At 61.7% G+C, this 25,579-nt stretch carries 15 protein-coding genes; 5 read left to right on the top strand and 10 right to left on the bottom strand.

Annotated elements, in window-relative coordinates; all coding sequences use genetic code 11:
- Positions 1-243 precede the first annotated feature (243 nt).
- Both icmH and tssF read right to left on the bottom strand, forming a co-directional pair.
- Positions 244-1,047 (bottom strand): type IVB secretion system protein IcmH/DotU, encoded by an 804-nt coding sequence (gene icmH / locus GIB19_RS24860; RefSeq protein ID WP_274888400.1) that lies wholly within the window; start codon positions 1,045-1,047, stop codon positions 244-246.
- A 16-nt stretch (positions 1,048-1,063) separates the two neighbouring features.
- Positions 1,064-2,827 carry a type VI secretion system baseplate subunit TssF gene (gene tssF / locus GIB19_RS24855; RefSeq protein WP_274888398.1) on the bottom strand — a complete coding sequence of 588 codons (1,764 nt, stop codon included), beginning with the start codon at positions 2,825-2,827 and terminating at the stop codon, positions 1,064-1,066.
- A 285-nt stretch (positions 2,828-3,112) separates the two neighbouring features.
- Here tssF and tssM point away from each other — a divergent pair, with 285 nt between their 5' ends.
- Entirely contained in the window at positions 3,113-6,781 is a 3,669-nt protein-coding gene (gene tssM, locus GIB19_RS24850) for a type VI secretion system membrane subunit TssM (protein WP_099429428.1), read from the top strand.
- Between the two features lie 65 nt (positions 6,782-6,846).
- Here the strand turns inward: tssM and tssK are convergent, their stop codons facing one another.
- The 4 genes from tssK to tssG are packed head-to-tail and all read right to left on the bottom strand — an operon-like array spanning position 6,847 to position 10,567.
- Positions 6,847-8,181, bottom strand: a complete 1,335-nt coding sequence (gene tssK, locus GIB19_RS24845; RefSeq protein ID WP_274888395.1) for a type VI secretion system baseplate subunit TssK — start codon at positions 8,179-8,181, stop codon at positions 6,847-6,849.
- A gap of 30 nt (positions 8,182-8,211) precedes the next feature.
- Positions 8,212-8,994, bottom strand: coding sequence for a type VI secretion system lipoprotein TssJ (tssJ, locus tag GIB19_RS24840; protein WP_274888394.1), 783 nt, complete (start codon positions 8,992-8,994; stop codon positions 8,212-8,214).
- Positions 8,991-9,560 carry an FHA domain-containing protein gene (locus GIB19_RS24835; RefSeq protein ID WP_274888393.1) on the bottom strand — a complete coding sequence of 190 codons (570 nt, stop codon included), beginning with the start codon at positions 9,558-9,560 and terminating at the stop codon, positions 8,991-8,993. Before GIB19_RS24835 ends, tssJ begins: the two co-directional genes overlap by 4 nt.
- Complete coding sequence (tssG, locus tag GIB19_RS24830) at positions 9,557-10,567, bottom strand: type VI secretion system baseplate subunit TssG (RefSeq protein WP_274888392.1); 1,011 nt, start codon at positions 10,565-10,567, stop codon at positions 9,557-9,559. Before tssG ends, GIB19_RS24835 begins: the two co-directional genes overlap by 4 nt.
- A 431-nt stretch (positions 10,568-10,998) precedes the next feature.
- Here tssG and GIB19_RS24825 point away from each other — a divergent pair, with 431 nt between their 5' ends.
- The 3 genes from GIB19_RS24825 to GIB19_RS24815 all read left to right on the top strand — a co-directional run bounded on the left by GIB19_RS24825 (position 10,999) and on the right by GIB19_RS24815 (position 12,969).
- On the top strand, positions 10,999-11,442 hold the full coding sequence (locus tag GIB19_RS24825; RefSeq protein WP_274888391.1) for a carboxypeptidase regulatory-like domain-containing protein: 444 nt from the start codon (positions 10,999-11,001) through the stop codon (positions 11,440-11,442).
- A 57-nt stretch (positions 11,443-11,499) separates the two neighbouring features.
- Positions 11,500-12,246, top strand: coding sequence for a phytanoyl-CoA dioxygenase family protein (locus GIB19_RS24820; protein WP_274888389.1), 747 nt, complete (start codon positions 11,500-11,502; stop codon positions 12,244-12,246).
- A gap of 201 nt (positions 12,247-12,447) precedes the next feature.
- Positions 12,448-12,969, top strand: coding sequence for an acyloxyacyl hydrolase (locus tag GIB19_RS24815; protein WP_027596791.1), 522 nt, complete (start codon positions 12,448-12,450; stop codon positions 12,967-12,969).
- A 114-nt stretch (positions 12,970-13,083) separates the two neighbouring features.
- Here the strand turns inward: GIB19_RS24815 and GIB19_RS24810 are convergent, their stop codons facing one another.
- The 4 genes from GIB19_RS24810 to GIB19_RS24795 all read right to left on the bottom strand — a co-directional run bounded on the left by GIB19_RS24810 (position 13,084) and on the right by GIB19_RS24795 (position 18,688).
- Positions 13,084-15,219: a TonB-dependent siderophore receptor gene (locus GIB19_RS24810; protein ID WP_274888387.1), complete on the bottom strand. Its 2,136-nt coding sequence runs from the start codon at positions 15,217-15,219 to the stop codon at positions 13,084-13,086.
- A 256-nt stretch (positions 15,220-15,475) separates the two neighbouring features.
- Positions 15,476-16,366 (bottom strand): universal stress protein, encoded by an 891-nt coding sequence (locus GIB19_RS24805; protein ID WP_099429421.1) that lies wholly within the window; start codon positions 16,364-16,366, stop codon positions 15,476-15,478.
- Between the two features lie 55 nt (positions 16,367-16,421).
- Positions 16,422-17,888: an efflux transporter outer membrane subunit gene (locus GIB19_RS24800; protein ID WP_274888386.1), complete on the bottom strand. Its 1,467-nt coding sequence runs from the start codon at positions 17,886-17,888 to the stop codon at positions 16,422-16,424.
- A gap of 17 nt (positions 17,889-17,905) precedes the next feature.
- Complete coding sequence (locus GIB19_RS24795) at positions 17,906-18,688, bottom strand: helix-turn-helix transcriptional regulator (RefSeq protein WP_274888385.1); 783 nt, start codon at positions 18,686-18,688, stop codon at positions 17,906-17,908.
- A 415-nt stretch (positions 18,689-19,103) separates the two neighbouring features.
- On the opposite strand from GIB19_RS24795, the gene GIB19_RS24790 reads away from it, so the two are divergent.
- A complete protein-coding gene (locus tag GIB19_RS24790; protein ID WP_274888384.1) occupies positions 19,104-25,472 on the top strand; it encodes a non-ribosomal peptide synthetase in 6,369 nt (2,122 codons plus the stop codon).
- The last annotated feature ends 107 nt before the right edge of the window (positions 25,473-25,579 follow it).

Here is a 25,579-nt window from a genome sequence, read left to right as displayed (position 1 = left end):
GTGAACTCCTGCTGTTCATCCTTTCGGGCAGGTTCATGGGACCGAACGCGTATAAAGAACGCGCGGCATCAGTGCACTCAAGACCGTAGCGAGGAATCCATTCCAGGTCGCCGTTATCAGGTCCTAAAAAGCTGTAGGAAGTTTCGCTAAATACGGCCTGTGTGTTATTTCGAGTCAAATCGGTATTCGCTTTGCTCGCAGGCACAGTGACTGTTGAGTCAAGTCAGCGCGGTATTGACGAACTTATGGCTGAAGCATCGTCTGCAGCGATACCAGAACTTGTTGAGTGATGGCGTTGAGCTTTGTAGTGAAGTACAGATAGGTGCCCGTACAGAACACCCCCATCACTGCCCAGGGTGTCCACCACGGCAGCTGTCGATTTATCCGGTAGTGACGAGGTGCAACATTCTTCAGCGGCTCGGTCAGGGGTTCTGAATCGCGCTCGGTCCCGCGTAGCTCAACGAGCTTGTCATGGATGCGCTGGATCCAGGCTTCCAGTTCATCGTCACCATTGGTTTGGTTGGCGTACTTGCCCCGATAGCCCAGCGCCAGGCACCAGAACAGGAAGACAAACAGGTCGTAGCGCCCTTCGGGCGCTTCCAGCAGGCGGTCGAGCACGCTGAAAAACTTCTCGCCGCCCCAGGTTTCCTGGTGAATGGCGCTAAGCAGCGACTGTGCTTTCCAAGGGGAGTCTCGCCCCCAGGGAGTGGCCATCACGGCCTCATCGACCACGCAGCAAATGCAATAGGAAAAGACCACGCGATCGCCTTCGTCACAGTGTTCGAGTTGACGCACTTCTTCGACCATCACGTGAATCTGGTTCTTCACGTAGGCGAACAGTTGCTCGACGTGATCATAGTGTTCGGTCCCTTCCAGGCGAATGACCAGACCAAGCAGGGGCGAGGCGATGTCGAGGATCGGGTTCTTGGTGTTCGAACGGGTTTCAAACCTTAGCGCATCGACCTGCGGGAATAGCTCGCTGAGGGGCGGCGATTTGCGCGCCGACTTCTGGCCATGGTCATAGGCTTGGGCGGGAGTAACGGTCATAAGGTGGACCTCCTGGTCACATCACCGGCTGCCGCCCGGTCTGGGCAGGCCAAAGCTGGTGGGTTGCATTCGCCGTATTGACGACCTGCAGTTGATGAAAGGAATTGCTGCTGGCGTACAACGCCATGAAGTGGGAAAGCACATTGCCGAACAGCTGCAGTTCCCCCTCGCACGCAAAGCCGGCAGGATCGATGTGCAGCGTGGTGCGCCGGCCGCGCACGGGCTGGCCCTTGATCAACCAGTCATACGGTTCGCTGTCCACCTGCTTGATGGCATCCAGCCGCTGCGTAGTTAGGCGTTGTTGTTGCAGGTCGTGCACGGCCACGAAGTCGTAGGCCCGCAGTACCGAGGCGAAAGCAGACGGCGAGGAGAGCGACAGATTGTTCAGGGTGAGGTTGGAAATCAGCGCCCAGTGCCGCTCACCCTGACCACCGCTCTGCAGTAACGGCGGGTATGTGCGGCTGGGCCGTGACAGGTTGCGGTAGGTGACGAATGAGGGTGTATCTTGCGTCGTGACATCGATGTGGCCCACCTCCAACTGCTGCGCCAGGGCGCCGTTGGTACAGGTCAGCTCGATGCTCAGTGCCTCTTGCTGAGCCAGGTAAGGCGTAAGGTTGCGATGCACCAGGCGTAAGCGGTGCTCCACCTTTTCAGTGATCGGGTTCTGTTCGAGATCCAGCTTGTAGTAAGGCGTGGGCTGCGCCTCAGCTAGTGGAAAACTGGGGTCGAGGGAATCGTAGGGTTTGAACTCCCGCAGATGCTCCCGGGTTTTCTGGCGCTGGCTGCTGACACGATCAATGCAGAAGATCTCATCTTGCGCGCCGTCACGCCGCGCCGTTTGAATGGTCTCACGCAGCGCCTGCCCATTCAGCGGCATGGGTTGCGCCGAGCAGGAAAACAGGTTGATGGCGGGGATGCAGTTGAGCAGGATCGTCGTCTGGTCGATCAGCAGATCAGGCGTAAGAGGGGCATTGAAGCGAAATTCCAGTTGGATGTGCGCTGCGGCCTCGTCGGGCCAGTAGGCTGAAAGCCCTTCGATACAGAAACCGTAGAAACGCTCGGGGAACCAGAGAAACTCTTGCAGAATGCGATAGCCGTCCAGGTGTTCGCCGGCGCTGGGCAACAGTGATTCTTCCTTCTCGAAGCCGACGAAGGAAACAGTGGGCGGCAGTGTGAAGCGGTACTGGTTGATGTGCAGGTACAGCTTGTCCAAATGCTGCGACAGCCACTGGTACAAGGTCAGTGCATTATGGCTCCCGCCCGCCAGGTGAAAGCGAAGGTGGTCGCACTTCATGCGCCCCAGCGGTTGTTCGGATAAGGCGCCCAGGTCGATGCGCACCACGGGCGCTTCGGCACTGCGCAATGTTGTAATGTTACGGATTTCTAACGGGGCGATGGCCAGGTCCGCACAGGTGCGGAATTCGCAACTCACGCCCTCTACCGGGCGGGAAAACACCGGTGTGCCTTTGGGCAACACCTGGGTCTCGCTCAAGGCGTGGTCGATGAGCTGGAACTGCATCAGCGTGACGCTGGGCAATGGCCGCAGGACGTTAGGACAGAGCAGCTGCAGCAGCGGATGGGTCAGCTCGGGCAGATGGTCTTCAATCTTCATCACCAGGCGAGCGGTGAGAAACGCGAAGTTCTCCATCACGCGTTCGACATCCTCCCCCGAGGCCGTTCGGCCGAGGAAAGGGGCCAGCTGTGGGTTGTCCTCGACGAAGTCGTCGCCCAATTGTTGGAGGTGCCGCTTTTCCTGTATGAACCAATCTTTAAACTTCATGTTTATCGTTTTTGACTCTAATCGGGTGGCTCTCGTCGGTGCGAGAAAAGATTCCAGTCAATTCGTGGGAAATTTCCTACAAGTTGCGGGCTTAGAAAGTTCTGATGCAATGCGTACTGCTTTTCATAGTTCAAGTTGTTGCCCGTCGTCTGCAAGAAAATTGTTAGCGCGTATTTCTCCATAAATAACATTGAACAGTGTTTTGCAGTGTTGTTACTGTCTTTCGAAGTGTGCGCCTCATAAGTGCCTCCATCTTCGAAAATGCAGTCGGTAAGGTTTACCGCTATGAAACTGAAAAAGGATTATTTCCTACATGGTTTGTCGTTGTTGCAGCGCCAAGCAATGCCCGTCGTTGTTGCTGCCATAATCATTGGTATTGCAGCAGCATTGGTCTGGCTCTGGTGGTTGGGGCCTGAATGGCGTTGGCATGAGCGGCAGCCACTGGCTGATCTACCCGTTCGCATTGCGGCAACCGTGCTGCTGATGGCCCTGCCACTGCTGATCTGGAGTGCGCAGGTGCATCGGCGTAACCGTTTGATCGTGCGCGAACAGCAACGACAGGCGCGGCAGGTGGAAGACCCCTGCTTGGCGTATGTCCAGGCCCAGCAACGTTTGCTCGACACCAGCCTGGCCCGGTTGCGCGATAGCCAGGGTGGGCGAGGGCATCTCTACGATGTGCCGTGGTATCTCATCCTTGGCGAAGAGAATGCAGGAAAGTCCAGCTTTGTCAGCCGTTCGGATCAGCGCTTTGCACTGACGCGTACCGAGCGCAGCGCAAGCCAGCGGGCCACGACAGACCCGGACCTGGCTTTTGGCATCGATTGGTGGGTTGGCGACGATGCCGTGTTGATCGATCCGCCAGGCGAGTTCATCAGTCAGCCTGAACGGCCAGTGGTCGTGGCTGATCCCATCAAGCAGCCTGTGACCAGTGGCGCCGAAGGGGAGGTCGAGACGGTTGAAGTGGATGAAACGGCAGGCCCGAATGTAGAACCCATCGGTCTGCCACCTGGCATCGAGCGACGCTTGTGGCAGCACCTGATCGGCTGGCTCGCAGACAACCGCAGCCGACGTCCGCTCAACGGCGTGGTGTTGCTGGTGGACATGGTCAACCTATTCGCACGGTCGGCAACTGAGCGCCGTGACTTGGCCTTCGTGTTGCGTGCTCGCCTGACTGAGCTGGGTGGGGAGCTGGGTACCCGGTTACCGCTCTACGTGGTGATGAGCAAGTTCGACTTGCTGGACGGCTTTGACGAACTCTTTGCCAAACTACCGGCACGTGAGCGCGAAGAGGTGCAGGGGTTCACCTTCACCTTGGCGTCGGTGAAGTACTTCGATGCCTGGCTTGAGGAGTTGGGTAGCGCCTATTTGGACTTCGTTGGGCGACTCGGCGATCGGATGATGAGTGCGACGATGGGAACGCCAAGTGCGGGCCGCAAGAGCGCTTACTCACTGCTCAAGGAATTGAGCGGCGCCCAAAACCTGTTGCTGAGTTTTCTGGGCGATGTCCTGGGCAGCGATCGCTACAGCACACCTGCCTTGGTGCGGGGCCTGTACTTTTCTTCGGTTTATCAGCGGGGCGAGGTGCGTAACCTCTTTGCCGATGCTTCAGCCCGCGCCTTCGCCTTTGCTTCGCCGGCGTTGTCAACCAAACCGCAAGGCACCTCGGTGGTGTACTTCGCCCAGCAGCTCTTGCAACGGGTGGTCTATCCCGAGGCCGGCTTGGCGGGCGACAACCAGAAGGTCGTTCAGTACAAGACGCAGCTGTTGAAAGGTGGTGCAGTGGCGGCGGGGTTGTGCGGGCTAGCCATGGCCGGTGGCTGGTTGCATTTCTACAGCGTTAATCGCGTCAAGGCGGAGCATGTACTGGAGAAAAGTAACGCGTTCACTCAAACGAGCATGGATGCAAAAGACGATTTGACCGGGCGTAGTCTGCTGATGCCCCTGAATGACATCCGCGAAGCTGTGAGCCTGTATGGCGATTACCGTTCAGGCTGGACCGTGTTCACCGACATGGGACTGTACCAAGGCAAAGCCATTGGCCCACAGGTGGACCAGGCTTACCTGAATGCCCTAGCCAGGCGCTTCCTACCGGCAATCGCAGGCGGTGTGGCGGCCACCATCAAACGGTCTATCCCCGGGAGTGATGAGCAACTGTCGGCATTGCGCATCTACCGTATGATCGAGGATCGCAATAACCGCCGACCGGAGCTGGTAGAGCAGTGGATGGCCCGTGAATGGCAGAAGGCATATCCGGGGCAGGGGCAATTGCAGGTCGCGTTGATGCGGCACCTCAAATACGCACTGGCTTATGCCGACGTCGAGCTGCCCGAGTATCGGCAGATGGTGGCCGAAGCACAGCAGCAGTTGCGCAAGCTGCCATTGGCCCAACGGGTCTATATTGGCCTGCGGCAGCAGGCGCAGGAGCAACTGCACGGTGAGCTGGATTTGCGCAACGAAATCGGCCCGGCATTCGATATCGTGTATGTGCCACTGGCCGAGCGTGATCACCAGGCGGGGGTCGATGGCAACCTGTCTCTGGCACCCTTGTTGACTGCGAGCGGTTTTCGGGACTACTTCGATCAGCACAGCCAAAATGCGACCGACCTTGCCCTGATTGATCAATGGGTGCTGGGCGAGCGACGACACCTCGACTATTCAGAGGTGGACCGACAAGCCCTGACCGAGCGGTTGCGTGCCCTGTACAGCGCAGACTACATCGACAGTTGGCGGCGCGTGCTGAACCAGTTCTCTGTGACCGAGTTCAGCGACCTCACGCATGCGTTGAGTGTGCTGGAGCAGGTCACAGGGCCCGCCGCGCCGATACGTCGACTGCTGGAAACGGTGCGTGGCAACACGATGATCTATCCGCAGGTGGCGGACAGCGAAAAGCAATCGCAGCCCGCCCAGCAGGCGCACGCCCAGGCGATGGGTATCTACCGTTCCTTCGCCGGCCTGTCCGGCATGCTCGACGTTCTGGGCGATAAACCGTCTTATTACGACGAAACGTTGCAGGCCATCAGTGCCGTCTACGATTATGCAAAGGCGGTGCAGGACAACTCGAATCGGGGCAGGGCGGCGCTCGCGGTAGCGTTGAGCCGCTTCTCGGAAAAAGACCCTGACCCCATTCGTAATCTGCAACGCATTGCTACAGGGCTGCCTGAGCCGCTGAACCGTCAGGTACGCCAACTGGCTGAGCAAACCTCGCAGGTGCTGATGGTCATGGCGTTGCAGGAACTGGAGCAGCGCTGGGGCGCCGAGGTATACAGCGTCTACCTGGAGCGTTTGGCATCGCGATATCCCATCGACCCGGCCGGCCCGGATGTGTCGCTCAAGGATTTCGAGGCGTTCTTTGGCCCCCAAGGCCAACTGAAGCGCTTCGAGGATCAGTACCTCACCGTGTTCCTCAAAGACAACCTCGATGCGCTGCAATCGAGTGCCGGCGACGGCTTTCTGGTGCGCCCCGAGGTGATTGCGCAGCTTAAGCAGGCCGAAGTCATTCGCAACGCTTTTTTCGATAACCGCGGCGAACTGAACGTCAGTTTTGGCCTTGAACCTGTGGCGATCAGCAGCGGGCTGCGGGGCAGCGTATTCGGCCTTGATGGGCTGTTGCACGCCTTTGCGGACAGAGGTAAAGAGCCCATCGGCATGACTTGGCCAGGGCCCGCCGGGGAGAGCGGGCATAGTCGGGTCACCTTGGTGCAGGCCACTGGTACCACGGTCAGCCAGAGTTACCACGGCCCCTGGTCGCTCTATCGTCTGCTCAGCCGAGGTGGGCTCAATGCGCGCACTCCAACCAGCGTGGATTTGAGCTTCAAGATTGCAGGCGATTCTGCCCGCTATAAGTTCCACGCTACCGGTGCGAACAACCCCTTCACCCGCCAGCTCTTTGCAGGCTTCGCGCTACCGCAGCGCTTGCTTCGAGATGACATTGCCAGTGAAGTAGCGCAGCAGTAGCGCTTCACGGCCCACAACAAAATCCCGATGCCAGTGACCTGGATCGGGATTTTTTCCTACGGGGTCTACTCCGGCCTGATAGCCCAAAGTTGCATTTCCAGGTTCGGGAACTCGCCAGCAATGTGGAACCCAAAGCCACTTGCCTGCTTCATTTGCTGCCACGATTCATGCTGACGATCGAGTTCGAAGTAGACGAACCCAGAGTGGTGAGGCAGGAAGCGAGGTGTTACAAGCTGCGGAATCAGCGGCATGCCAGGCATTTGCAGTTGTACGAAGTGATGCAGTTGCTCGATCGAAGTGACTTTGCCCTGTTGCTGGAACTTCTTGCGCAGATCCTCACCCGGTAGGTCTGCCCGTACGGCCAGAATGAAGGTGGCGTCTTCCAGAAGTTTGCGCTCATGCAGCGTTGCCGTGAGCACGCCATATTGCTGCTCCTGGATCGGCAGCGACACGGCGCGGGGCTGGAGGATGGTGCTAAGGGAACGGCGCAGGGTCTCCTCCAGCATGTGGAAGGATTCGGCCAGGTCATCATGTTGGTAAGCCGGGTACTCCAGTGGCAGCCGACCGTCGTCGGTGAAGGTCACCAGTTCGCCACAGGCCTGCCCTAACGCGATATGCAAATGCTCAGGGTGCACGTTGCGACGACGAGCCAGGTGATGGAAATAGGGGTGGAGCCGGTTCATCACTTGCAGCAGGGCAAAGTCGGTGATATCGGCGATACCGGACTGGCCGGGTGAGCAGATCCGCTGCGCGAGATTGCGTGCGCGCTCGCGCATCAGCCCCGTCGCCTCTTCAAGGAAGCCCAACAGGGCCGGTGCCGCCTTGAGCGAGATGCTCGTGGGATAGAAACGCGGATCCAGCATCACACTGCCATCGGGCCGCTTGTCTAGCACTTTGGCTAATGCCAGGCAGCTGTAGGCGCTGTTGTCGTCCTGCAGCCTGATCTGCACGTTCGGAATGGCGACATCGAGGATCATCGAGTCGCCGCTGCCGCCGTGGTTGTCCATGACCGGAACACCTTTGGCAATAAATCGACCGCCTGAATGGTCGCTGTCGGGCCAGCGCACCTCGGGGGCGCCGGGTGCATGTAGAGGGAGGGCGAGGAAGATGACCTTGTTGGCAGCATCCAGAGGGATTTCCAATGGAGGAGGTGGTGGCATGTCGCCAGGAATATCGAAGACCGTGCCATCAGGCATTACACCACGGGCACGGGTGATCGCGATTTTGCCGAAGCTCAAGTACTCGGCGTTCAGTTCCAACTCGCTGAAACCGTAGAACGCATCGTTCAAACTGGTAATACGTTGTTGCAATGCCGATTCGGCGGCGTAGGCCATTTGCTGAAAATGCTGGGGTTTGACGAACAGCCCTTCTTTCCACAATACCGCGTTGCGTGAACTCATGAAAATGTTCCTCTTGGTTGGGTAGCGGACTCACTGGTCACGGCGGTATTCGCTGTCGTGCCGAAGTTCAACGCCATTGTTTTCAAAGTGGACATGTATGGTGTGGTTATAGCCGCGAGGTTGGATGCGCACGGCATCCTTCCAGTTGCCCAGCGGGCTATCGCCCAGGCGCGCAATGACGGCGATGTAGCGAGTGCGTTCGTTGAGTTCTTCGTGCTCGATGAATTTGAAATGGCCGGGCATCAGACGGTAGTCGTCAGCGCTGATCAGCGTGGTGCCCAGTGCTCTGTCCAGGTCTTCCTCTACTTGCTCATAGGTAGCATCCAGCAGCAACGAATCGTCCCGCAGTTGCAGGACTTTGAACGCGGTGGATGACGGTGTTTGGCGCTGGGGCGGGCTGCTGGGTTCTGAGGGCAGCGCGGGTCCTGTCGCTGCGTAACTGGCCAATGGCGCGGGCGATTTCGCATCGTTGATGGCCTGCTCATGCTCCGCGGAAGTGGGGTAGTTCTGGTGCAGCTGTTCGGCCAGTGAACTGAGCCTGTCCGTCAGCGCTACGGCGTCCTCGGCGCTGAGGCTAGCCGCCAATAATTCGGGATGGCCATGCGCCGGTGCGGGTGTACCTGACGTCTCATGCGCCGAAGTGGCAAGTGCTGGTAGATCAGCAGCATAGAGGCTCAGTGCCACGTGGCTGATATCGTTGTTGGGGCCGCCGATAGGCAAGTTTGGATTCACTGCCACTTGATAGATCCTGCTGATCGACGTGCAGCCAGTGAGTACCAGGCCAATGAGCAACCATCCAATGGTCGTTTTCATCGAGCCTCCTTGCCGAAGATGCGCGCGATGGCCGGATCAATCCGGGCCTCTGCAGCTCGGTCCAATAAGGCCAGCGGGTCAAGTTCGTCGACCGGTGCGGTCGTCACAGGCTGAAGAAACCTTAAAGTGTCGGTCATCGGTGTGCCAAGCGCTTGCAGCGGGCAAAGCTGTGTGGTCAGCAGCGCAGTAAGCGGGTTTTTGGCTGCACAGTGTTCTGGCCTCACAGCGTCTTCGTTAAACAGGCGTATGGCGATCTGATAGGTGCCGATCTGCAGTCTGTCGTTATGCCTTAAACGGATGAATGTTCCCGAGAGAAGCCCGGTATCACTGCCATTCATGAAGCTTTTGCCGCTGTGGTCGATGATGCAGAAGTGGCCTTCATGCCAAGCAATTTCGCAGTGCACCGGCAGGATGTGCGTCTGGCGATCATGTAGCTGCCACGTGCCCTGACTGCCAATGGTGCCGCCTGCGATGTCGAATCGGTGTTGCGGTTCACTGCCATGCAGCAGCTGTTCTGGGTTAAGAATGGAGAGGGTGAGACTAGGTTGGATAACAGGTGGGCTCATGCGCGTACCGTGATGCGAACAGGGGGTGGCGTAGGGTCATTGGGCTCTGCGATGAAGCTGGTCCATCCTAGGTGGGTGCCGTGCTCAGCCCGCAAGCTGAAGGGCGGCGCTTCCTCCGCACGTATGCGCAGTTCCAGGTCATAGGCACCGACATCGCGGAGCAGGAAGTCCACCAGGTGGCTCAACTTCTGGAAGTTACCGCCGCTGGGCAAGAATTCGCGAAACTGCGGCTGATTCAGGCCAGCGATCACGATGGTGAACTTGCTGTTGCGTGATTCGGTGCTGTCACCGATCAAGAAGTTGTTATCAAGTTGGCAATTGCGGGTGCCTAGGCCATTGCGCTGGGGCAAGGGAATCGGCACCGTACGTTTTTCGTATTCACGGATGGCCACCTGCTGGAGGTCGAAGCAGTGCGCGATCATGCCGGCCACCATGCTCGGTGATCGGCTGCGGCTGGCGATCATCCCCACATAACTGAGCAACCGGCTCCAAGGTAGCGGTGTGGCGCCTCGCAACGCTGAGTCATCCAGCCCGATGAGGGCAAAGATGTAGCGAGAGAAGCCATCTTTTGCGCCCGGTTGAAAGCGCCGGTAGTAGCGGTACTTGCGCCAGCCCTGATGCAACAGGGTGTGCAGGCGATGGTTGAAGAAGTTGAAGTACGCCGGACGCAGCCCGATGCCATGAGCGTGTTCGTAGGCAATGTCGTCGAGATAGTAGGTGGGCAGCGGCGAATCTGTGCCATGCAGCCCCAGGAAGCTGGCCTGAATCCGATAGCGATCGTCCTCCAGGCGGTCAGCGCGCAGTACGTCGGCAACCGGGAACGATAAACTGGGAGAAACCTCCAGCCGCAAGCGGCGCCGAGCCTCCCGGGACAGGGGGCGTTGTTCGAGATCGTCCCCGTGCAGCTGGTGCATCAGTTCCAGTAATTGGAAGTAGGTGTACTGGTGCGCGCTACGTAGAACAATATCGGCTCGTTCACGACGTGTTTCTTTATCGAGGTTGTCCATAGCGTATTGCATATCCCACTGTGTTTGATTATGCCTGTCGTGGCGCTATTTGATCTGTGTTGATGTAAGTCATGTTGTTGGATGATGGTTGTGTTCGATCGGTGTATCTTTAAAAGTTTGTAGGAAAATTCGCTATCGCGTTCGTCGAAATTAAACAGCTCGAACACTAGAGTGCATTCTTCCGAAAATTAACGATGTACCGGGTGAAGGTTTCCTGTCGAGTATTTGGGTGTAAGAAAATGTGTGTTCGCTAGTCGTTTGCCGATCCAGCCGTTTTTGAATAAAGAGTGCAATATGCCCATGAAATATAAATGCGCACGTTGAAGCGACGACTTGCTGCCCGTGCCCGGACGACCCTCTGTCAGTAAGAAAACGAGTGTCGTTAGAGGGCGTAATAATAGGTAAACCATCCTCAGAAGGAGGGTTCTACCATGCGTAATCATCACTATGCCCTTGGTGCTGCGCTAATGCTCACCTTGGCCATGCCTTGGACGTTGGCGGCGGCTGCCGACCTCAATGCGCCTATCGACATGCAGGCTGTCCAGCTGCAGCCGCAAGAGCAAAACGGCATCCGTTACCTGGAAGGCGGTATCGGCCAGGATGAAGCCAATGCCCTGCGCAAGACCAAAGGGTACGACTTGCATGTCGAACTCTCGGCAGGCCCGGGAAGCGAGTTCCAGAGTGGGGCCACAGTCGACATACAGAGCGCACAGGGCCAGCCCGTGCTGAGCGTTACCAATGTAGGCCCGCTGCTCTATGTGCAGTTGCCACCGGGCCATTACAAAGTCACCGGTAACGCCCAAGGTGAGACGGTACAACAGCAGGTGGCCGTCGACGGCAAAGCGCCTGCCACGGTGAACCTGCACTGGCGTTGAATGGTACAGTCCGGGCAGGAGTACATCTGTACTCCTGCCGAATGGGAGCGCACCGCCATGAGCCTGGACCTTCAGCTGGAGATGTTGGACGAGCGGGGTTTTGTGTTGATCCCCGGTGTGCTCGAACCCCTGCGTATCGCTTTGCTGCGCTGCGCCATCGATGACTTGCAGCCCATTCACTGGGATTACCAAGGGCTGCTCGAACACTACAAGTGCGTGTTCAACCGCAACCCCCTGTGGTTGCCCTTTCTTGATCTGCCACCGCTTATCAACCTGGCCGAGGCCGCGCTGGGCGAGGACTGCCACGTGATCGGCCAGACCGTCTGGCGCAGCCACCCCGGCTACCCCGGCATGGCGCTGCACCTTGATCACCTGCCCATGCAACTGCCCGCGTGGATCAGTGAGCGAGGTGCCTTTACCCAACCCATGCAGATCCTTACCGTGCAGTTATACCTCAGCGATATCGATCACAGCATCGGGCCGACTTGGATCGTGCCTGGTAGCCATCGGGCAGCACGCCCACCCGAGGCCGGCGAGTCCGAGTGGCAAGGGCGTGAAGCGCATCCGGTGTTGTGCAAGGCGGGGGATGCATTGGTGTTTCGCAGTGATGTCTGGCACAGCGGCGGCGCCAATTGCACGCAGTCGCGTGAGCGCGACATGCTGCAGGTGCATTACGGCCGACGCATGGTGGCGCAGAAGTTTTCGCCGTACTTGCACTGGCAATTCAACCCGCAGGTGTTGCAGGAGGCGACGCCGAGGCAGCGGCGGCTGTTGGGTGAGCATGAAGAGGCGGCCTACGACTGAATGGCGACAGGGCCCGTGATAAGGCGGTCGCCCTGGTATTAGCCAATGGTGGCAAACAGCTTTCAACTTTCTGATTATCTGGACAATAATCAGAGAAGTATTACTTGGTGTGACCGGTTTGGATGCGCCGGCCACCGCATAAGCTCGAGGGGCTCAAGCCCCCACTTTGCCCGTGTTGTAGACCATCAGGAGATGTCATTGATGAAAACCCGTCTCGCTGCTTCGCTGGCCGCTGCAGTGCTGGCCTTCGCGGGGGCCAACCTGGCCCAGGCCGCGCAGGTATCGGCTGCAGTTGGCGCCACCAGCCAAGGCGACATGACCTACCGTATCGGCCTGTCGTTCGACTGGGACAAGAAATGGCTGGAAAGCAGTACCGGTTATGTGACCGGTTACTGGGATGCGGCCTACACCTATTGGGAAGGCGGCGACGCCAGCGGCGCGCACTCGTTGTCGTTCAGCCCGGTATTCACGTACGAGTTCAGCGGTTTCACCTACACCCCCTACATCGAGGCCGGCATTGGCCTGGCGGCGTTTTCCAAGACAGAAGTGGGCGACCAGCGCCTAGGTTCGGCGGTCAACTTCGAAGACCGCATCGGTTTTGGCCTGAAGCTGCCGGGTGCGCAGAAGGTCGGCATCCGCGCGATGCATTACTCCAACGCGGGCATCAAACAGCCTAACGACGGGATCGAGTCGTACGCGTTGTTCTACAGCAAGGCGTTCTGAGTTTGATGCGCTTTTTGTAGAAGCAGCCTTGCGCTGCGAAGAGGCCGGTACTGGCACTGCATATATGTTGTCGGTACCGGCCTCTTCGCAGCACAAGGCTGCTCCTACAGTCAGCTAGAAGGTGTACGAAACCCCGGCCTGCACCGTTCGCGGTGCGCCCGGGTACACGTAGTTGTTGAACGCCCCTTCGTCATAACCCTTGTTGAAGACGTTCTTCACATCCAAGTTCAGCCGCACGTGTTCATTGACCTTGTAGAAGCTGAGCAGGTCAACCACGCTGTAGCGCTCCATGGTGTAGGTCGTCACGGCTGTCTGGCCGGCGCGATCATCCACGTATTTCAGGCCAACACCCAATCCAAGGCCTTTGACCGCGCCGTCCTGGAATTCGTAAGTGTTCAGCAGGCTGAAACTGTTGCGCGGGATGTTGGCCAGGTGGGTGCCGGTAGGCAAGCTGGTGTCCTTGGTCACTTCGGCATCGACATAGGCGTAGCCACCGATCACGCGCCACTCAGGGGTGATGTTGCCCGCAATGTTGATGTCCAGCCCGCGGCTGCGCACCTCACCCGCAGCGATGCTGTAGACCCCGGTGGGGTCGTTGGGGTCGCGTGCCAGCACGTTTTCCTTGACGATGTGGTACACCGCCGCATCAATGCTCAGTTGGCGATCGAGCGCTTCCCACTTCACGCCCAGCTCGTAGGATTTACCCTTCTCCGGGTCGAAACTGCCGCCCCCGGCAGGGGCGCCACTGTTGGGCTTGAATGAACGCGCCGTGTTGGCATAGACCGCCACCGTGTCGGTCAGGTCGTAGATCAGGCCAACGCGCGGGGTGACGCCGTTCTCGCCTTTGCTGAAGTCACGGGTGTCGACCAGCTTGTCGTCATAGTCGTGCTCGAAGCGCTCGAAGCGGATGCCGGCCAACGCTTTGAGGCGCTCGGTCAACGCCACCTGGTCCTGAATGAAGAAGGCCCAGGTCTGCAGGTTTTCCTTGTCCCAGGTGGTGGTGCGTGTCAACGCGGGCCTTGGCTGGCCGAGCACCGGGTCGTAGATATCGATGGGGTAGGTGCCGACGGCTGCCGAGGAACGCTGGATGATCGAGTTGTAATCGTAGTTTTCGTACTCGATGCCGGTCAGCAGGGTGTGGCTGAAACCACCGGTGTCGAAATGCCCGGTAAGGTTCAACTGCCAGTCACGGTCAGTCCATTCCAGTTTGCGGTAGTTGAAGTTGCGCTGCAGGGTACGCCCGTCAGCGGGTGCGCCGTTGGCCTCCACCGCGTTGCCCTTGAGCGAGCCATCGAGAAACTGGAACCCGCCCCCCAACGTCCAGTTGTCATTGAGCAGGTGCTCGAAGCGCACCTGGGCCATGTTGTTGTCGTTGTGCAGCACGTTGTCGCTGCCTTTCTCCCAGATGTAGGTGTCGCGCGAGGCGCTGCCGGTCTGGGTGGCATAGCGGGTCAGGCCGCGGTCCAGTGGGTGGTTGTTGCGCATGAAGTCGCCTTCGAAGACGATTCTGGTGCTGTCGTTGACCTGCCAGCTGACCACGGGCGCCACGTCGTAGCGCTCGCTCTCGACATCATCGCGAAAGCTCTCGCCACCTTCGCCAAGCATGTTCAACCGGTAAGCGAGCGAGCCGTCCTCATTCAGCGGGCCGGTGGCATCGAGGGTGGCGCGGTGCATGCCTTGGTCGTCGATCTGGCTGCCCAGGGTGACCTTGCGTTCAGCCAGCGGTTGCTTGCTGACCACGTTGAAGGTGCCACCAGGGTCGCCACGCCCATACAGGCTGGTGGCTGGGCCGCGGATCACTTCAAGGCGTTCGACGGTGTTGGCGTCGGGGGCGTTGGGGTAGCCGCGGTTGATCGGGAAGCCATTGCGGTAGAACTCGCCCGTGGTAAAGCCACGCACTGTGAACGTGGTCAGGCCCTGGCCGCCAAAGTTGTTGGCGCGGCCAACGCCGCCGGCGTAGTCCAGGCCATCTTGCAGCCGCGTGGCGCCGGTGTCTTCGAGCACGTCCTTGGGGACCACGCTGACCGATTGCGGGGTTTCGTGCAGGGCGGTGTCGGTGCGCGTGGCGCTTGCCGAACGGCTGGCCTTGTAGCCGACGACCGGGCCATCGGCACGCTCACTGTCGGCAGTACCGGTGATACTCAAGGCCTGGAGTTCGATCCGGGCGGGGTCGCTGGGCGATTCGGGCTCAGCCCAGGCCAACGGGGAGACAGCATGAAGCACACAAAGCGAAACGAACGTGCGACGCATCGACGGTACGATCCTGGAGTGGGGCGCTAGGGGGAGGGGTAGAAAGTGTCGCGACACTACTACGAATCATTATCAAATGCATTCTTTTTAAATGGAGCGCGCGTGCCAAACTCCAAGCTCAGTCTCCGCCCATACGCGATCCCGGTAGGAGCAGCCTTGTGCTGCGAAGAGGCCGTAAACCCCAATACCTATCTGTTGCTGGAACAGGCCTCTTCGCAGCACAAGGCTGCTCCTACCGGGACAGGCAGTTCGCCGATTAATGCATCGCCTTGATCGCCAGCACATTGCACAGCGGATGCTCCAGCACATGTGCCGTGGTACCGCCCAGGAAGGTCTGCATGGCGTCGTGGCGGTGGCTGCCCATGACGATCACATCGACCCGGCTATGGCTGACGAACTGGGCAATCGCACGAATCGCTGGCCCCTCGACGAAATGCCTGCGCTCCAAGGGCACCTGGTGATGGTCGCCCAACCGGTTGAATGCTGACCGTTGCGCAGCTCGCACACTGCCATCGAAGCCAGGCATGGTGACGGTGCCCGCACCGAAGTCGGCGATGTGGGTCTTGGCCGCGTCGCACACATGCAGCAGGTGCAGTTCGGCATTGCACTGCAGCGCCAGCGCATGGGCGCTGTGAATGACCTGCTCGTCGAGGTGTTCACCGGCGCCATGGCTGTTCAGGTCCACAGCGGCGGCAATCTGCTTGGGCAGGGGCAGGCGGATATCACTGACCAGGTGCACGGCGACCGGGCTGTCCTTGAGCAACTGCCAGTCCAGCGGTGTCACCAGCAAGCGTTTGAGCACCGGTTCGTGCTGCACGTCCTTGATCAGCAGGTCGCAGCCCAGGCGTTCGATGCGCTCGAGCACGCTGGTCAATGGGTCGCGGGTCAACAGCAGTTCGGTGGACACATCCAGGCCGGCGTCGGCCATCTGCTCGGCTTCATCGGCCAGCCACTGGCGATTGTCGCTGAGCAGCCGTTCACGCTCCCGGCCATCGCTCATCAAACCGAAAGTGTCGACATCGTCGACGAATACGTTGATATCGAGTAGCGCACCGCTTGACTCTGCCAACGCCGCCGCGCGTTGCAGAGCCGGCGTGTGGCGCATCTGCGGGCCGAGCATGACGAACAAACGCTTGAACTGGCTCATCTCACACCTCCGCGTGTGGAAGCCCCCCGGTTCATGCCTGGTGATCTGGCCCTGTTCAGTCTAGACCCACGTAGGCACCCTTGGGCGCCGCTTCGCTTGCGCTTGCCGCAGACGGAGCCTGGGTGTCAGCGGCCTCTTTCCACCCGCCACCCAACGCCGCGTACAGATTCACCTCTGCCACCAACTGCGCCAGGCGGTCATTGATCAGCCCCTGCTGGGCACTGAACAACGAGCGCTGCGCGTCGAGAAAGGTCAGGCTGCTGTCCACGCCGATCCGGTAGCGGTGTTCAGCAAGGTTGTAGTAACGCTGGTTGGAGGCCACCAAGTCGCGTTGCGCCTGCAATTGCCGCTGGTAAGTCGCCCGCGCCGCCAAGCCGTCGGCCACTTCCTGAAAGGCGCTTTGGATTGCTTTTTCGTACTGCGCTACCTGAATGTCTTTCTGCAACTGGGCATAGTCCAGGCTGGCACGCAGGCTGCCGGCGGTGAAGATCGGCAGGTTGATTTGTGGTTGGAACAGCCAGGTCCCTGACCCTGCATCGAACAGCCCACTGAGCGCCGGGCTGGTACTGCCGGCATTGGCGGTCAGGCTGATGCTCGGGAAAAACGCCGCACGCGCGGCGCCAATATCGGCGTTGGCCGCACGCAGCTGGTATTCGGCCTGGAGGATGTCGGGGCGGCGTTGCAGCAGGTCTGACGGCAGCCCGGCTTGCAAACCGGCGATCTGTTCGTCGGCCAGCGGCAAGGCGCCGAGGCCGTCGGCCACAGGGGCGCCGACCAGTACCGTCAGTTGGTTGAGGTCTTGGGCGACTTGGCGTTTGTAACGGGCGACGGCCGCCCGGGTACTGTCGACGCTGGTCCGCGCCTGGATCTGGTCCAGTGCCGACACTGTGCCGGCGCGGCGCTGGTTGACGGTCAGGCGCAGGCTGCGCTCGTCCGCGGCCAGGGTTTCGTTGGCCAGCGTCAGCAGTTCCTGGTCGGCACGCCAGGTCAGGTACACGCTGGCGACACTGGCCACCAGGCTCAATTGGGTGCTGCGCCGGGCCTGGTCGCTGGCCAGGTAAGTCAACAGCGCTTGGTCACTGAGGCTGCGCAGGCGACCGAACAGGTCCAGTTCATAAGCACTCACGCCTAGCGTCGCAGCAGTGGTGGAACTGATCATGCCCTGGTCGGTACCGGTCATGCGCCGCGGCAGGTACTGGCGTTGCCCCTGGCCATTGGCCGAGACTTTTGGCAACAGCTCGGCGCGCTGAATGCGGTATTGGGCGCGGTAGGCTTCGACATTGAGCGCCGCGCTGCGCAGGTCGCGGTTATTGGCCAGGGCGCTGTCGATCAGTTGGCGCAGGATCGGGTCGTGGAACACCTGGCGCCAGTCCTCGACGGCCGGGTGCTTCTGCACATCGCCGGCGTAGGCCGGCCCCTGCGGGTACTGGGTGGCGACGGGGGGGTCCGGGCGCTGGTAGTCAGGGGCCAACGAACAGCCGCACAACAGCGCCGCGCACAGGATAAGGCTGGGTCGGGGCATCAGAGGGTCTCGCAGAGTCAGGCGCCTGCCATCCATTTGGTCAGCCCATGGCGGCCACTGACCCCCAGCTTGGCGGTGGCGCGCTTGAGGTAGGTTTCGATCGAGCTGTTTTTCACGTTAAGCCGCTGCGCCATTTCTGGCACCGTGCCGCCCGTCAGCAGGCCCAGGCAGACCTCCTGCTCACGCGTCGAAAGCCGCACGGCTTCCTGCACCAGCCGTTCGCCAAAGGAGTGGCGTAACGCGCCCGCCTGCAGATCGCACAGCGGCGACCCGGCCTGCCGCGCGGCCCCTTGGTTGAGCAACTGGCCGTGGTGCTCGACTAGGGGCAGCAAGGTGTCGGACAGGCTTTTCAACTGCGACAACTCACTCAACGAAAAGCCCCGCTGGCTGGGCAGGCGGTGAAAGCAGATGACCCAGCGCCGGGCACCGCTGCAAGACACCAAGTTGCACTGGTGGGCGCTGTGGCGCGGGTGGTCGGTGTCCGGAGGGGCCTTGAATTCGATCAGCAGCGGGTCCTTCATCTGCATGATGCTCTGCAGCAGTGGGTGGCGCAGAGGGTCGACACCGGGCTGTTCAGGTGCAGGGCCGGCGCTGCCGAGTACCCTGATGCGGCTGATGCTGGCGCCGTGTGGGTCGAGGGTCCATTCGCTGAGGTCGAGCCTGTGGATCGGCACTTGGGCATCGACCAGGTGCAACATCTGTTCGGCAAAGCCCTCGGCGCCGGTACTGGCGATCAATTCGCCAAGTTGCAGATACAGCTGGGGGTCGGGGCGGTGTTCGAGGCTGTCGGTCAGCTTCATAGCGTTGTCATCCTTGATCCAAAGCGTTACGGCGGGTGGTGTCGCTGGCGAGTCCTCCGGGTGGCGAGTGGTTTGTGGCGGTATTCAAGCCCGGCCTGGGGGCCGCGTCTGTAATGGAAAACAGGGACAGAAAGTGCCACCGATTACGGATCAGTGGGGCAGGGCACTTACAGGCGAGACGCTGCACATGAACGGATCAGCCAGCCAATTGACGTCAGAAGCGTGGCGATCAAGGCCTGATCACGACCGATGGACCCTGGCGTAGGCCAAACCGGGCAGCCGCTGTGGCAAATCTCCTACATGTTTTTCAGCAGCCATCGACAGGCCCGGTGCGTGTCCGGGTTTCGGGGGCCATACAGCCTGAAGGTAGGGTGCTTGAATCCGCGGATGATCAACCAGAAGGACCTGCCGAACCATGCCTGCCGCCCAAACCTTTGCCCTGACCGTTGCCCAGCGCGACATCTGGCTGGACCAGATCAGCCACGGCGACTCGCCGCTGTACAACATCGGCGCGTACGTCGAACTGGCCGGCGGGGTGGATGCCGAGCGGCTAAACCGGGCACTGGCACACCTGGTCGCCCAGCATGATGGCCTGCGCACCGTGCTGGTGACGCACGCGGGCCAGGGTGGGGTAGCCCGCCAGTACTTTGCCGAGGCCCTCGATGTGCCGCTGGTGCAGCACGATGTCCGCAGCGCGGATGACCCGTTCGGCGCTGCCCAAGGCCTGTTGCAAACACAGATGCAGACACCCTACCGCCTGGATGCCAGCCCACTGTGGGGGGCGACATTGATCCGCCTGGGCGAGCAGCGGTACCTGTTTGCCGTGCAGGCCCATCACCTGATTCTCGATGGCTGGGGCGTGGACCAGTGGTTCAAGCAGATCGCCGACCATTATCGCCTGCTTGAACAAGGGCTGGCATTGCCAGACAGCGCCCCGTCTTACCGCGCGTTCATCGAGGACGATGCCCAGTACCAGGGTTCGCCACGCCATGACCGCGACCGCGATTACTGGCTGGCCAAGTACCAGCAGCTACCCGATGCCTTGCTGGCACCCCGCGAGCGCAATGCGCAGCACGTGTCGCCGCCCAGTGCGGTACTCGAACAGCCCTTCGATACCCGCTTGCTGGCACGTATGCGGGCCCTCGGCACCACGCTGCAGGCCTCGCCCTTCCATGTGCTGCTGGCGGCGTTGCATGTGTGCAGCGCACGTACCTGGCAGCGTGACGAGTGGGTAGTCGGCCTGCCGGTGCGCAACCGTGGCAACGCCCAGTTCAAGTCGACCCTGGGGCTGTTTACCCAAGTCAGCGCACTGCGCATGGACTTTGGCCGTGAACGCTCGTTCAGCGCGCTGGTACAGGGGATCCGCGATGCGCTCAAGCAAGACTTTCGCCATCAGCGTTTCGCCCTTAGCGAACTCAATCGCAGCCTTGGTGCATTGCGTGAAGAGCGGCCGCACCTGTTCGAGCTGATGGTGTCGTTCGAGGAGGATGGCAACGACCTGCGCTTCGGTGACGTGCCCGGCCACACGGTGATGGTCTGCAATGGCCACGAGCCCACGCCCTTGAGCATCCACCTGCGCTGCAACAGCCAACGCGACAGCGCGTGCCTGCACCTGGTGCACAACCGCGCCTGGTTCAGTGAAGAGGACGTGACAGCGTTGGCCGAGCGCCTGCTGCATGTGCTGGAGCAAGGCCTGGAGCAGCCCGAACAAAGCATCGCGGCGTTCGACCTGCTGACCGCCCGCGAGCACGCCCGCCTGCGGCAGTGGAATGCGACGGCGCAAGCAGCGCCTGAACAGGTTGAGGCGTTGATCCATCGTCGTATCCAAGCCCAGGCCAACGCCACGCCACACGCCGTGGCAGCGCTGCACGACGGCCAGCGCCTGAGCTATGGCGAACTCGACCGGCGTGCCGACGCGCTGGCCCGGCACCTGGCAGCCCTTGGCACCAAACCTGACCAGCGGGTTGCGGTGGTCGCCCAGCGCGGCCTGGACACCTTGGTCGGCCTGCTGGCCGTGCTCAAGGCCGGGGCCGCTTACGTGCCGATCGACCCAGCCCACCCGCAGGAGCGCCTGGCCTATCTGCTGCAAGACAGCGCGCCGGCCGTGGTGCTGACCCAGTCGCGGCTGCTCGACCGCCTTCCGCCCCATGGCCTGCCACAAATCGTGTTGGACCGCTGGGACTGGAACACGGCAACCGCCGCAATGCCAGCGGCTGTGCAGCCGCAAGCGAGCGACCTGGCCTATGTCATCTACACCTCCGGCTCCACCGGCCAGCCAAAGGGCGTGATGGTCGAGCACCACATGCTGGCCAACCTGGTCGACTGGCACTGCAGTGCCTTCAACCTGGGTCCCGGGCGCCACCAGTCGAGCCTGGCCGGCTTCGGCTTTGACGCCATGGCTTGGGAGGTGTGGCCCGCGCTGTGCAGTGGCGCTACTTTGCACCTGGCACCGGTGCGTGACGGTGCTGAAGACATCGACGCCTTGCTCAGTTGGTGGCGCGCCCAGCCGCTGGATGTCAGCTTTCTGCCCACCCCGGTGGCTGAGCATGCCTTCGCCCAGGGCGAGCTGCACCCAACCTTGCAGACCCTGCTGATTGGCGGCGACCGCCTGCGGCGCCTGGCCCGCGAGCGGCGCTACCGGGTCATCAACAACTATGGCCCCACCGAAGCCACGGTGGTGGCGACGTCGGGCGAAGTAAACGCCGGCGGTCCGCTGCATATCGGCCGCCCGGTGGCCAACACCCAGGTGTACGTCCTCGATGAGCAGTGCCGCCTGCTGCCGATCGGCGCCCCAGGCGAATTGTATGTGGGCGGCCAGGGGGTGGCCCGGGGTTACCTCAACCGGCCGCAGATGACCGCCGAGCGTTTTCTCGACGACCCGTTCAGTGCGCTGCCAGGGGCACGCATGTACCGCACGGGCGACCTGGTGCGCTGGCTGCCCGATGGCACGCTGGAGTACCTCGGGCGCAATGACGACCAGGTGAAAATCCGCGGTGTGCGGGTTGAACTGGCCGAAATCGAAGCTGCCCTGGCCAGCCATGCGGCGGTGCGCGAGTGTGTGGTGATGCTGCGCGAAGGCCAGTTGCAGGCTTGGTTCATTGGCGAGGCGGCGGTGGAGCCCAGGGCGCTGCATGACCACTTGCGCAAACGCCTGCCAGTCGCTTTGTTGCCGGTGGCCTATGTCAACCTGGCCAGTTGGCCATTGACTGCCAATGGCAAACTCGACCGCCGTGCCTTGCCGACAGCGGACGAAGCCGCCAAGGTGCGTCGCGAGCACGAGGCGCCGATCGGCGACGTCGAGCAACGCCTGGCCTTGCTGTGGGCCGAATTGCTGCAGGTCGAGCGGGTAGGGCGCCAGGACCACTTCTTCGAGCTGGGCGGCCACTCGCTGCTGGCCGTGCAACTGATCGAGCGCATGCGCCAGCAGGGCATGCAAGCCGATGTACAGGTACTGTTCGGCCAATCGACCCTGGCCAGCCTTGCGGCCAGCGTAGTGGTCGGCGAAGCCGCGCGCGTGCCGGCCAGCCGGGTTCCGCCAGGGTGCCAGCACATCACGCCGGGCATGCTCACCCTCAGCGAACTGTCGCAGGTTGATATCGACCGCATCGTTTCCACGGTGCCGGGGGGCGCAGGCAACGTGCAGGAAATCTATCCGCTGGCGCCCCTGCAACAAGGCCTGCTTTACCACCACGTCACCGATGCTCGCGACCCGTACCAGCAACAGGCTTTGTTTACCTTTGCCAGCCGCATGCAGTTAGAGGCCTTCACCGAAGCGTTGCAGCAGGTGGTCGGCCGTCACGACATCTTGCGCACCAGCCTGGCCTGGGAGGGGCTAGAACAGCCCCAGCAGGTGGTCTGGCGCCAGGCCCTTCTGACGGTCGACAACTGGGTGGGGGAGGCACACGCAGGCAACATTGCCGGGCAAATGCGCAGCCACTTCGACCCCCAGCAACGGCCCTTGGACCTGCGCCAGGCACCGATGATGGCGCTGGCCTGCGCCGAGGATGCCCAGCACGGGCGTTGGTTGGGCTTGCTGCGCTTCCACCACTTGGTCAACGATGCTGTTTCGCTGCAGGTGCTGTTGGGCGAGCTGGACGCCTTCATGGCTGGGCGCGGCGAGCCGTTGCCGGCACCTGTGCCGTATCGTGACTACGTGGCGCTAAGCGCTGCCCCCGAGCGCCAGGCCCGGCACGAAGCCTTCTTCCGCGAGCAACTGGCTGGCGTTGAGCCGCCAGCGCCGATTGCCGGGCTGGGTGGCGAGCCGGTCGACGAGGGTGACCTGCACAGCCACAGCCAGGTGATCGATGCGCCGCTGGCAGGCCAGTTGCGCGCTCAGGCCCGGCACCATGGCGCGAGCCTGGCCAGCCTGCTGCACCTGGCCTGGGCTCAGGTGCTTGGCGCCCTCGGAGGGCGTGATGAGGTCACCCTGGGTACCGTGTTGCTGGGCCGCAGCATGGCTGGCGACGGCGCTGATCGTGCCCTGGGCATGTTCATCAACAGCGTGCCCTTACGGGTAGGCCTGGCCAATCGCTCGGTCGACCAGGCGCTGAGCGAGACCCACGCGCGGCTGGCGGCCTTGCTTGGCCATGAAGATGCGCCGCTGATCCTCGCCCAGCAGTGCAGTGGCTTGCCCGCCGGCACGCCGCTGTTCAACAGCCTGATCAACTACCGCCAAGGGGCAGTAATGCTCGGTCCGGTATTGCTGGGCGTAGAGCTGGCCGAAGCCAGTGAAGTGCACAGCCATGGCCTGGTCCTCACGGTGGACGACCATGCCGACGGGCTACAGTTCGCCCTGCGCGCGCCGCGTGCGATTGGCGCGCAGCGGGTGCTGAACTACCTGTTGACCACCTTGCGCCAACTGGGCAATGCCCTGGCCGAGCGCCGCAGCACGCGCCTGGATGCACTGTGCGCGGTGCCAGACGGCGAGCTGCACCGCTTGCTGCAGGGTTTCAACGCCACCGAAGACCCGCAAAGCCCGGTCAGGCAGACCTTGCCGGCGCTGTTCCAGGCCCAGGTGCGGCGTACACCCCATGCCATCGCGCTGCAGGCTGAGGACGGCTGCCTCGATTACCAGGCCCTCAACGCCCAGGCCAACCGCCTGGCCCACCACCTGATCGCCCTGGGTGTTAAGCCCGATGCGCGGGTGGCGGTTTGTGTCGAACGTGGCGTTGCACTGATGGTCGCCTTGCTGGGCGTGCTCAAGGCCGGCGGCGCCTACGTGCCACTCGACCCCGCTTACCCGGCCGAGCGGCTGCGCTTCATGCTGGAAGACAGCACGCCGTCGGTGGTGCTGGTGCACGGCGCTACCCTGGGCCTGTTCGAGCCAATGCCAGGCCCTGTGCTTGACCTTGACCGGGGCGATTGGCACGCCTGCTCGGCAGCCGACCCGCAAGTGCCGGGCCTGGGCCCGAGGCAGTTGGCCTATGTGATGTACACCTCGGGCTCCACCGGCACCCCGAAGGGGGTGATGGTCGAGCACCGTGGCCTGTGCAACCTGATGCACTGGGGTTCGCGCATCTGCCCGCCACGCCCGGGCGATGCCTTGCTGCAACGGGCGCCGTTCACCTTCGACGGTTCGGTCTGGGAGCTGTTCTGGCCGCTGACCGCCGGTTTGCGCCTGGTCCTGGCGCGCCCGGATGGGCACCGTGACCCGGCGTACCTGGTGCAGTTGGTGCAGGCCAGGCAGGTGACCACGATCAAATTCGTCCCGGCGCTGCTGCATCAGTTTCTGGAAGAGCCGGGTGTTGAGCGTTGCACTAGCCTGACGGACATCTTCTGCGGCGGCGGTGAACTGACATTGGCGCTGGTACAACGCCTGCGCGAATGTCTGCCCACGGTGCGCCTGCACAACGTCTATGGCCCGACCGAAGCGACGGTAGACAGCACCGCCTGGACCCTGCAGCCGCACGAACCGCTGCCGTTGATCGCGCCGCCGATCGGCCGGCCGATCGCCAATACCCGCCTGTATGTGCTCGATGCGCATGACCGCCCGGTGCCACTCGGCGCGGTGGGCCAGTTGCACATTGGCGGGGTCGGCGTGGCCCGCGGCTACCTCGGGTTGCCGGCATTGCAGGCTGAGCGCTTCATCGCCAGCCCGTTCGTCGAGGGCGACCGCCTGTACCGCACCGGCGACTTGGTGCGCTACCGCCTGGACGGTGAGCTGGACTTTGTCGGCCGCAACGATTTCCAGGTCAAGCTGCGTGGGTTGCGGGTCGAGCTGGGGGAAATCGAAGCGTCGCTGACGGCGCACCCGGCCATCGGGCAGGCCGTGGTGCTGATGCGCGAAGAGCGCCTGGTGGCCTACTTCACCTGCCGCGAGGGCAGCAGCGCACCCGCGCTTGAGGTGCTGCGCAGCCACGTGCTGGCGCGCATGCCCGATTACATGGTGCCGCAGGCGTTCGTGGCCCTGGCCGAGCTGCCGTTGAGCAACAACGGCAAGGTCGACCGCAAGGCCTTGCCAGCGCCTGGGGCCGAGTCGGTGATCAGCCGCCAGTACCAGGCCCCGCGTGGCGAGCTGGAAACCGCGCTGGCCGAGATCTGGACCGATGTGCTGAAGATCGAGCAGGTTGGGCGTGACGACAACTTCTTCGAACTGGGCGGCCACTCGCTGCTGGCGGTCAGCCTGGTGGCACGCATGCGCCAGGCCGGGTTGCATGTGGATGCCCGCACCTTGTTCAGCCAGCCGACCCTGGCTGCGCTGGCCGCCAGCACCCGCCTCGAGCAGGTCGAGGTGGTGATACCGCAGACCACCATTCCCAGCCTGGGTAAACGCAGGCGCATCTAAGATCGCCGGGGCCGCGTTGCGGCCCATCGCCGGCAAGCCCCACAGGTGCGGCGCTAGACTTGGAGGCTACACAGTTCAGGTGGGAGCGGGCTTGTCCCGCGAATGGG

Source organism: Pseudomonas sp. ITEM 17296 (assembly GCF_028895205.1).
GTDB classification, from domain to species: domain Bacteria; phylum Pseudomonadota; class Gammaproteobacteria; order Pseudomonadales; family Pseudomonadaceae; genus Aquipseudomonas; species Aquipseudomonas kermanshahensis.
Note: the sequence above shows the minus strand (reverse complement) of the source record. Positions and strands in the feature narration are given on the sequence as shown.

Coding starts and splice junctions, on each gene's coding strand:
- GIB19_RS24790 (WP_274888384.1), top strand. CDS start 19,104: ATGCCTGCCGCCCAAACCTTTGCCCTGACCGTTGCCCAGCGCGACATC.
- tssG (WP_274888392.1), bottom strand. CDS start 10,567: ATGGACAACCTCGATAAAGAAACACGTCGTGAACGAGCCGATATTGTT.
- GIB19_RS24815 (WP_027596791.1), top strand. CDS start 12,448: ATGAAAACCCGTCTCGCTGCTTCGCTGGCCGCTGCAGTGCTGGCCTTC.
- GIB19_RS24800 (WP_274888386.1), bottom strand. CDS start 17,888: ATGCCCCGACCCAGCCTTATCCTGTGCGCGGCGCTGTTGTGCGGCTGT.
- tssK (WP_274888395.1), bottom strand. CDS start 8,181: ATGAGTTCACGCAACGCGGTATTGTGGAAAGAAGGGCTGTTCGTCAAA.
- GIB19_RS24825 (WP_274888391.1), top strand. CDS start 10,999: ATGCGTAATCATCACTATGCCCTTGGTGCTGCGCTAATGCTCACCTTG.
- tssM (WP_099429428.1), top strand. CDS start 3,113: ATGAAACTGAAAAAGGATTATTTCCTACATGGTTTGTCGTTGTTGCAG.
- GIB19_RS24805 (WP_099429421.1), bottom strand. CDS start 16,366: ATGAGCCAGTTCAAGCGTTTGTTCGTCATGCTCGGCCCGCAGATGCGC.
- icmH (WP_274888400.1), bottom strand. CDS start 1,047: ATGACCGTTACTCCCGCCCAAGCCTATGACCATGGCCAGAAGTCGGCG.
- GIB19_RS24820 (WP_274888389.1), top strand. CDS start 11,500: ATGAGCCTGGACCTTCAGCTGGAGATGTTGGACGAGCGGGGTTTTGTG.
- GIB19_RS24835 (WP_274888393.1), bottom strand. CDS start 9,560: ATGAGCCCACCTGTTATCCAACCTAGTCTCACCCTCTCCATTCTTAAC.
- tssF (WP_274888398.1), bottom strand. CDS start 2,827: ATGAAGTTTAAAGATTGGTTCATACAGGAAAAGCGGCACCTCCAACAA.
- tssJ (WP_274888394.1), bottom strand. CDS start 8,994: ATGAAAACGACCATTGGATGGTTGCTCATTGGCCTGGTACTCACTGGC.
- GIB19_RS24795 (WP_274888385.1), bottom strand. CDS start 18,688: ATGAAGCTGACCGACAGCCTCGAACACCGCCCCGACCCCCAGCTGTAT.
- GIB19_RS24810 (WP_274888387.1), bottom strand. CDS start 15,219: ATGCGTCGCACGTTCGTTTCGCTTTGTGTGCTTCATGCTGTCTCCCCG.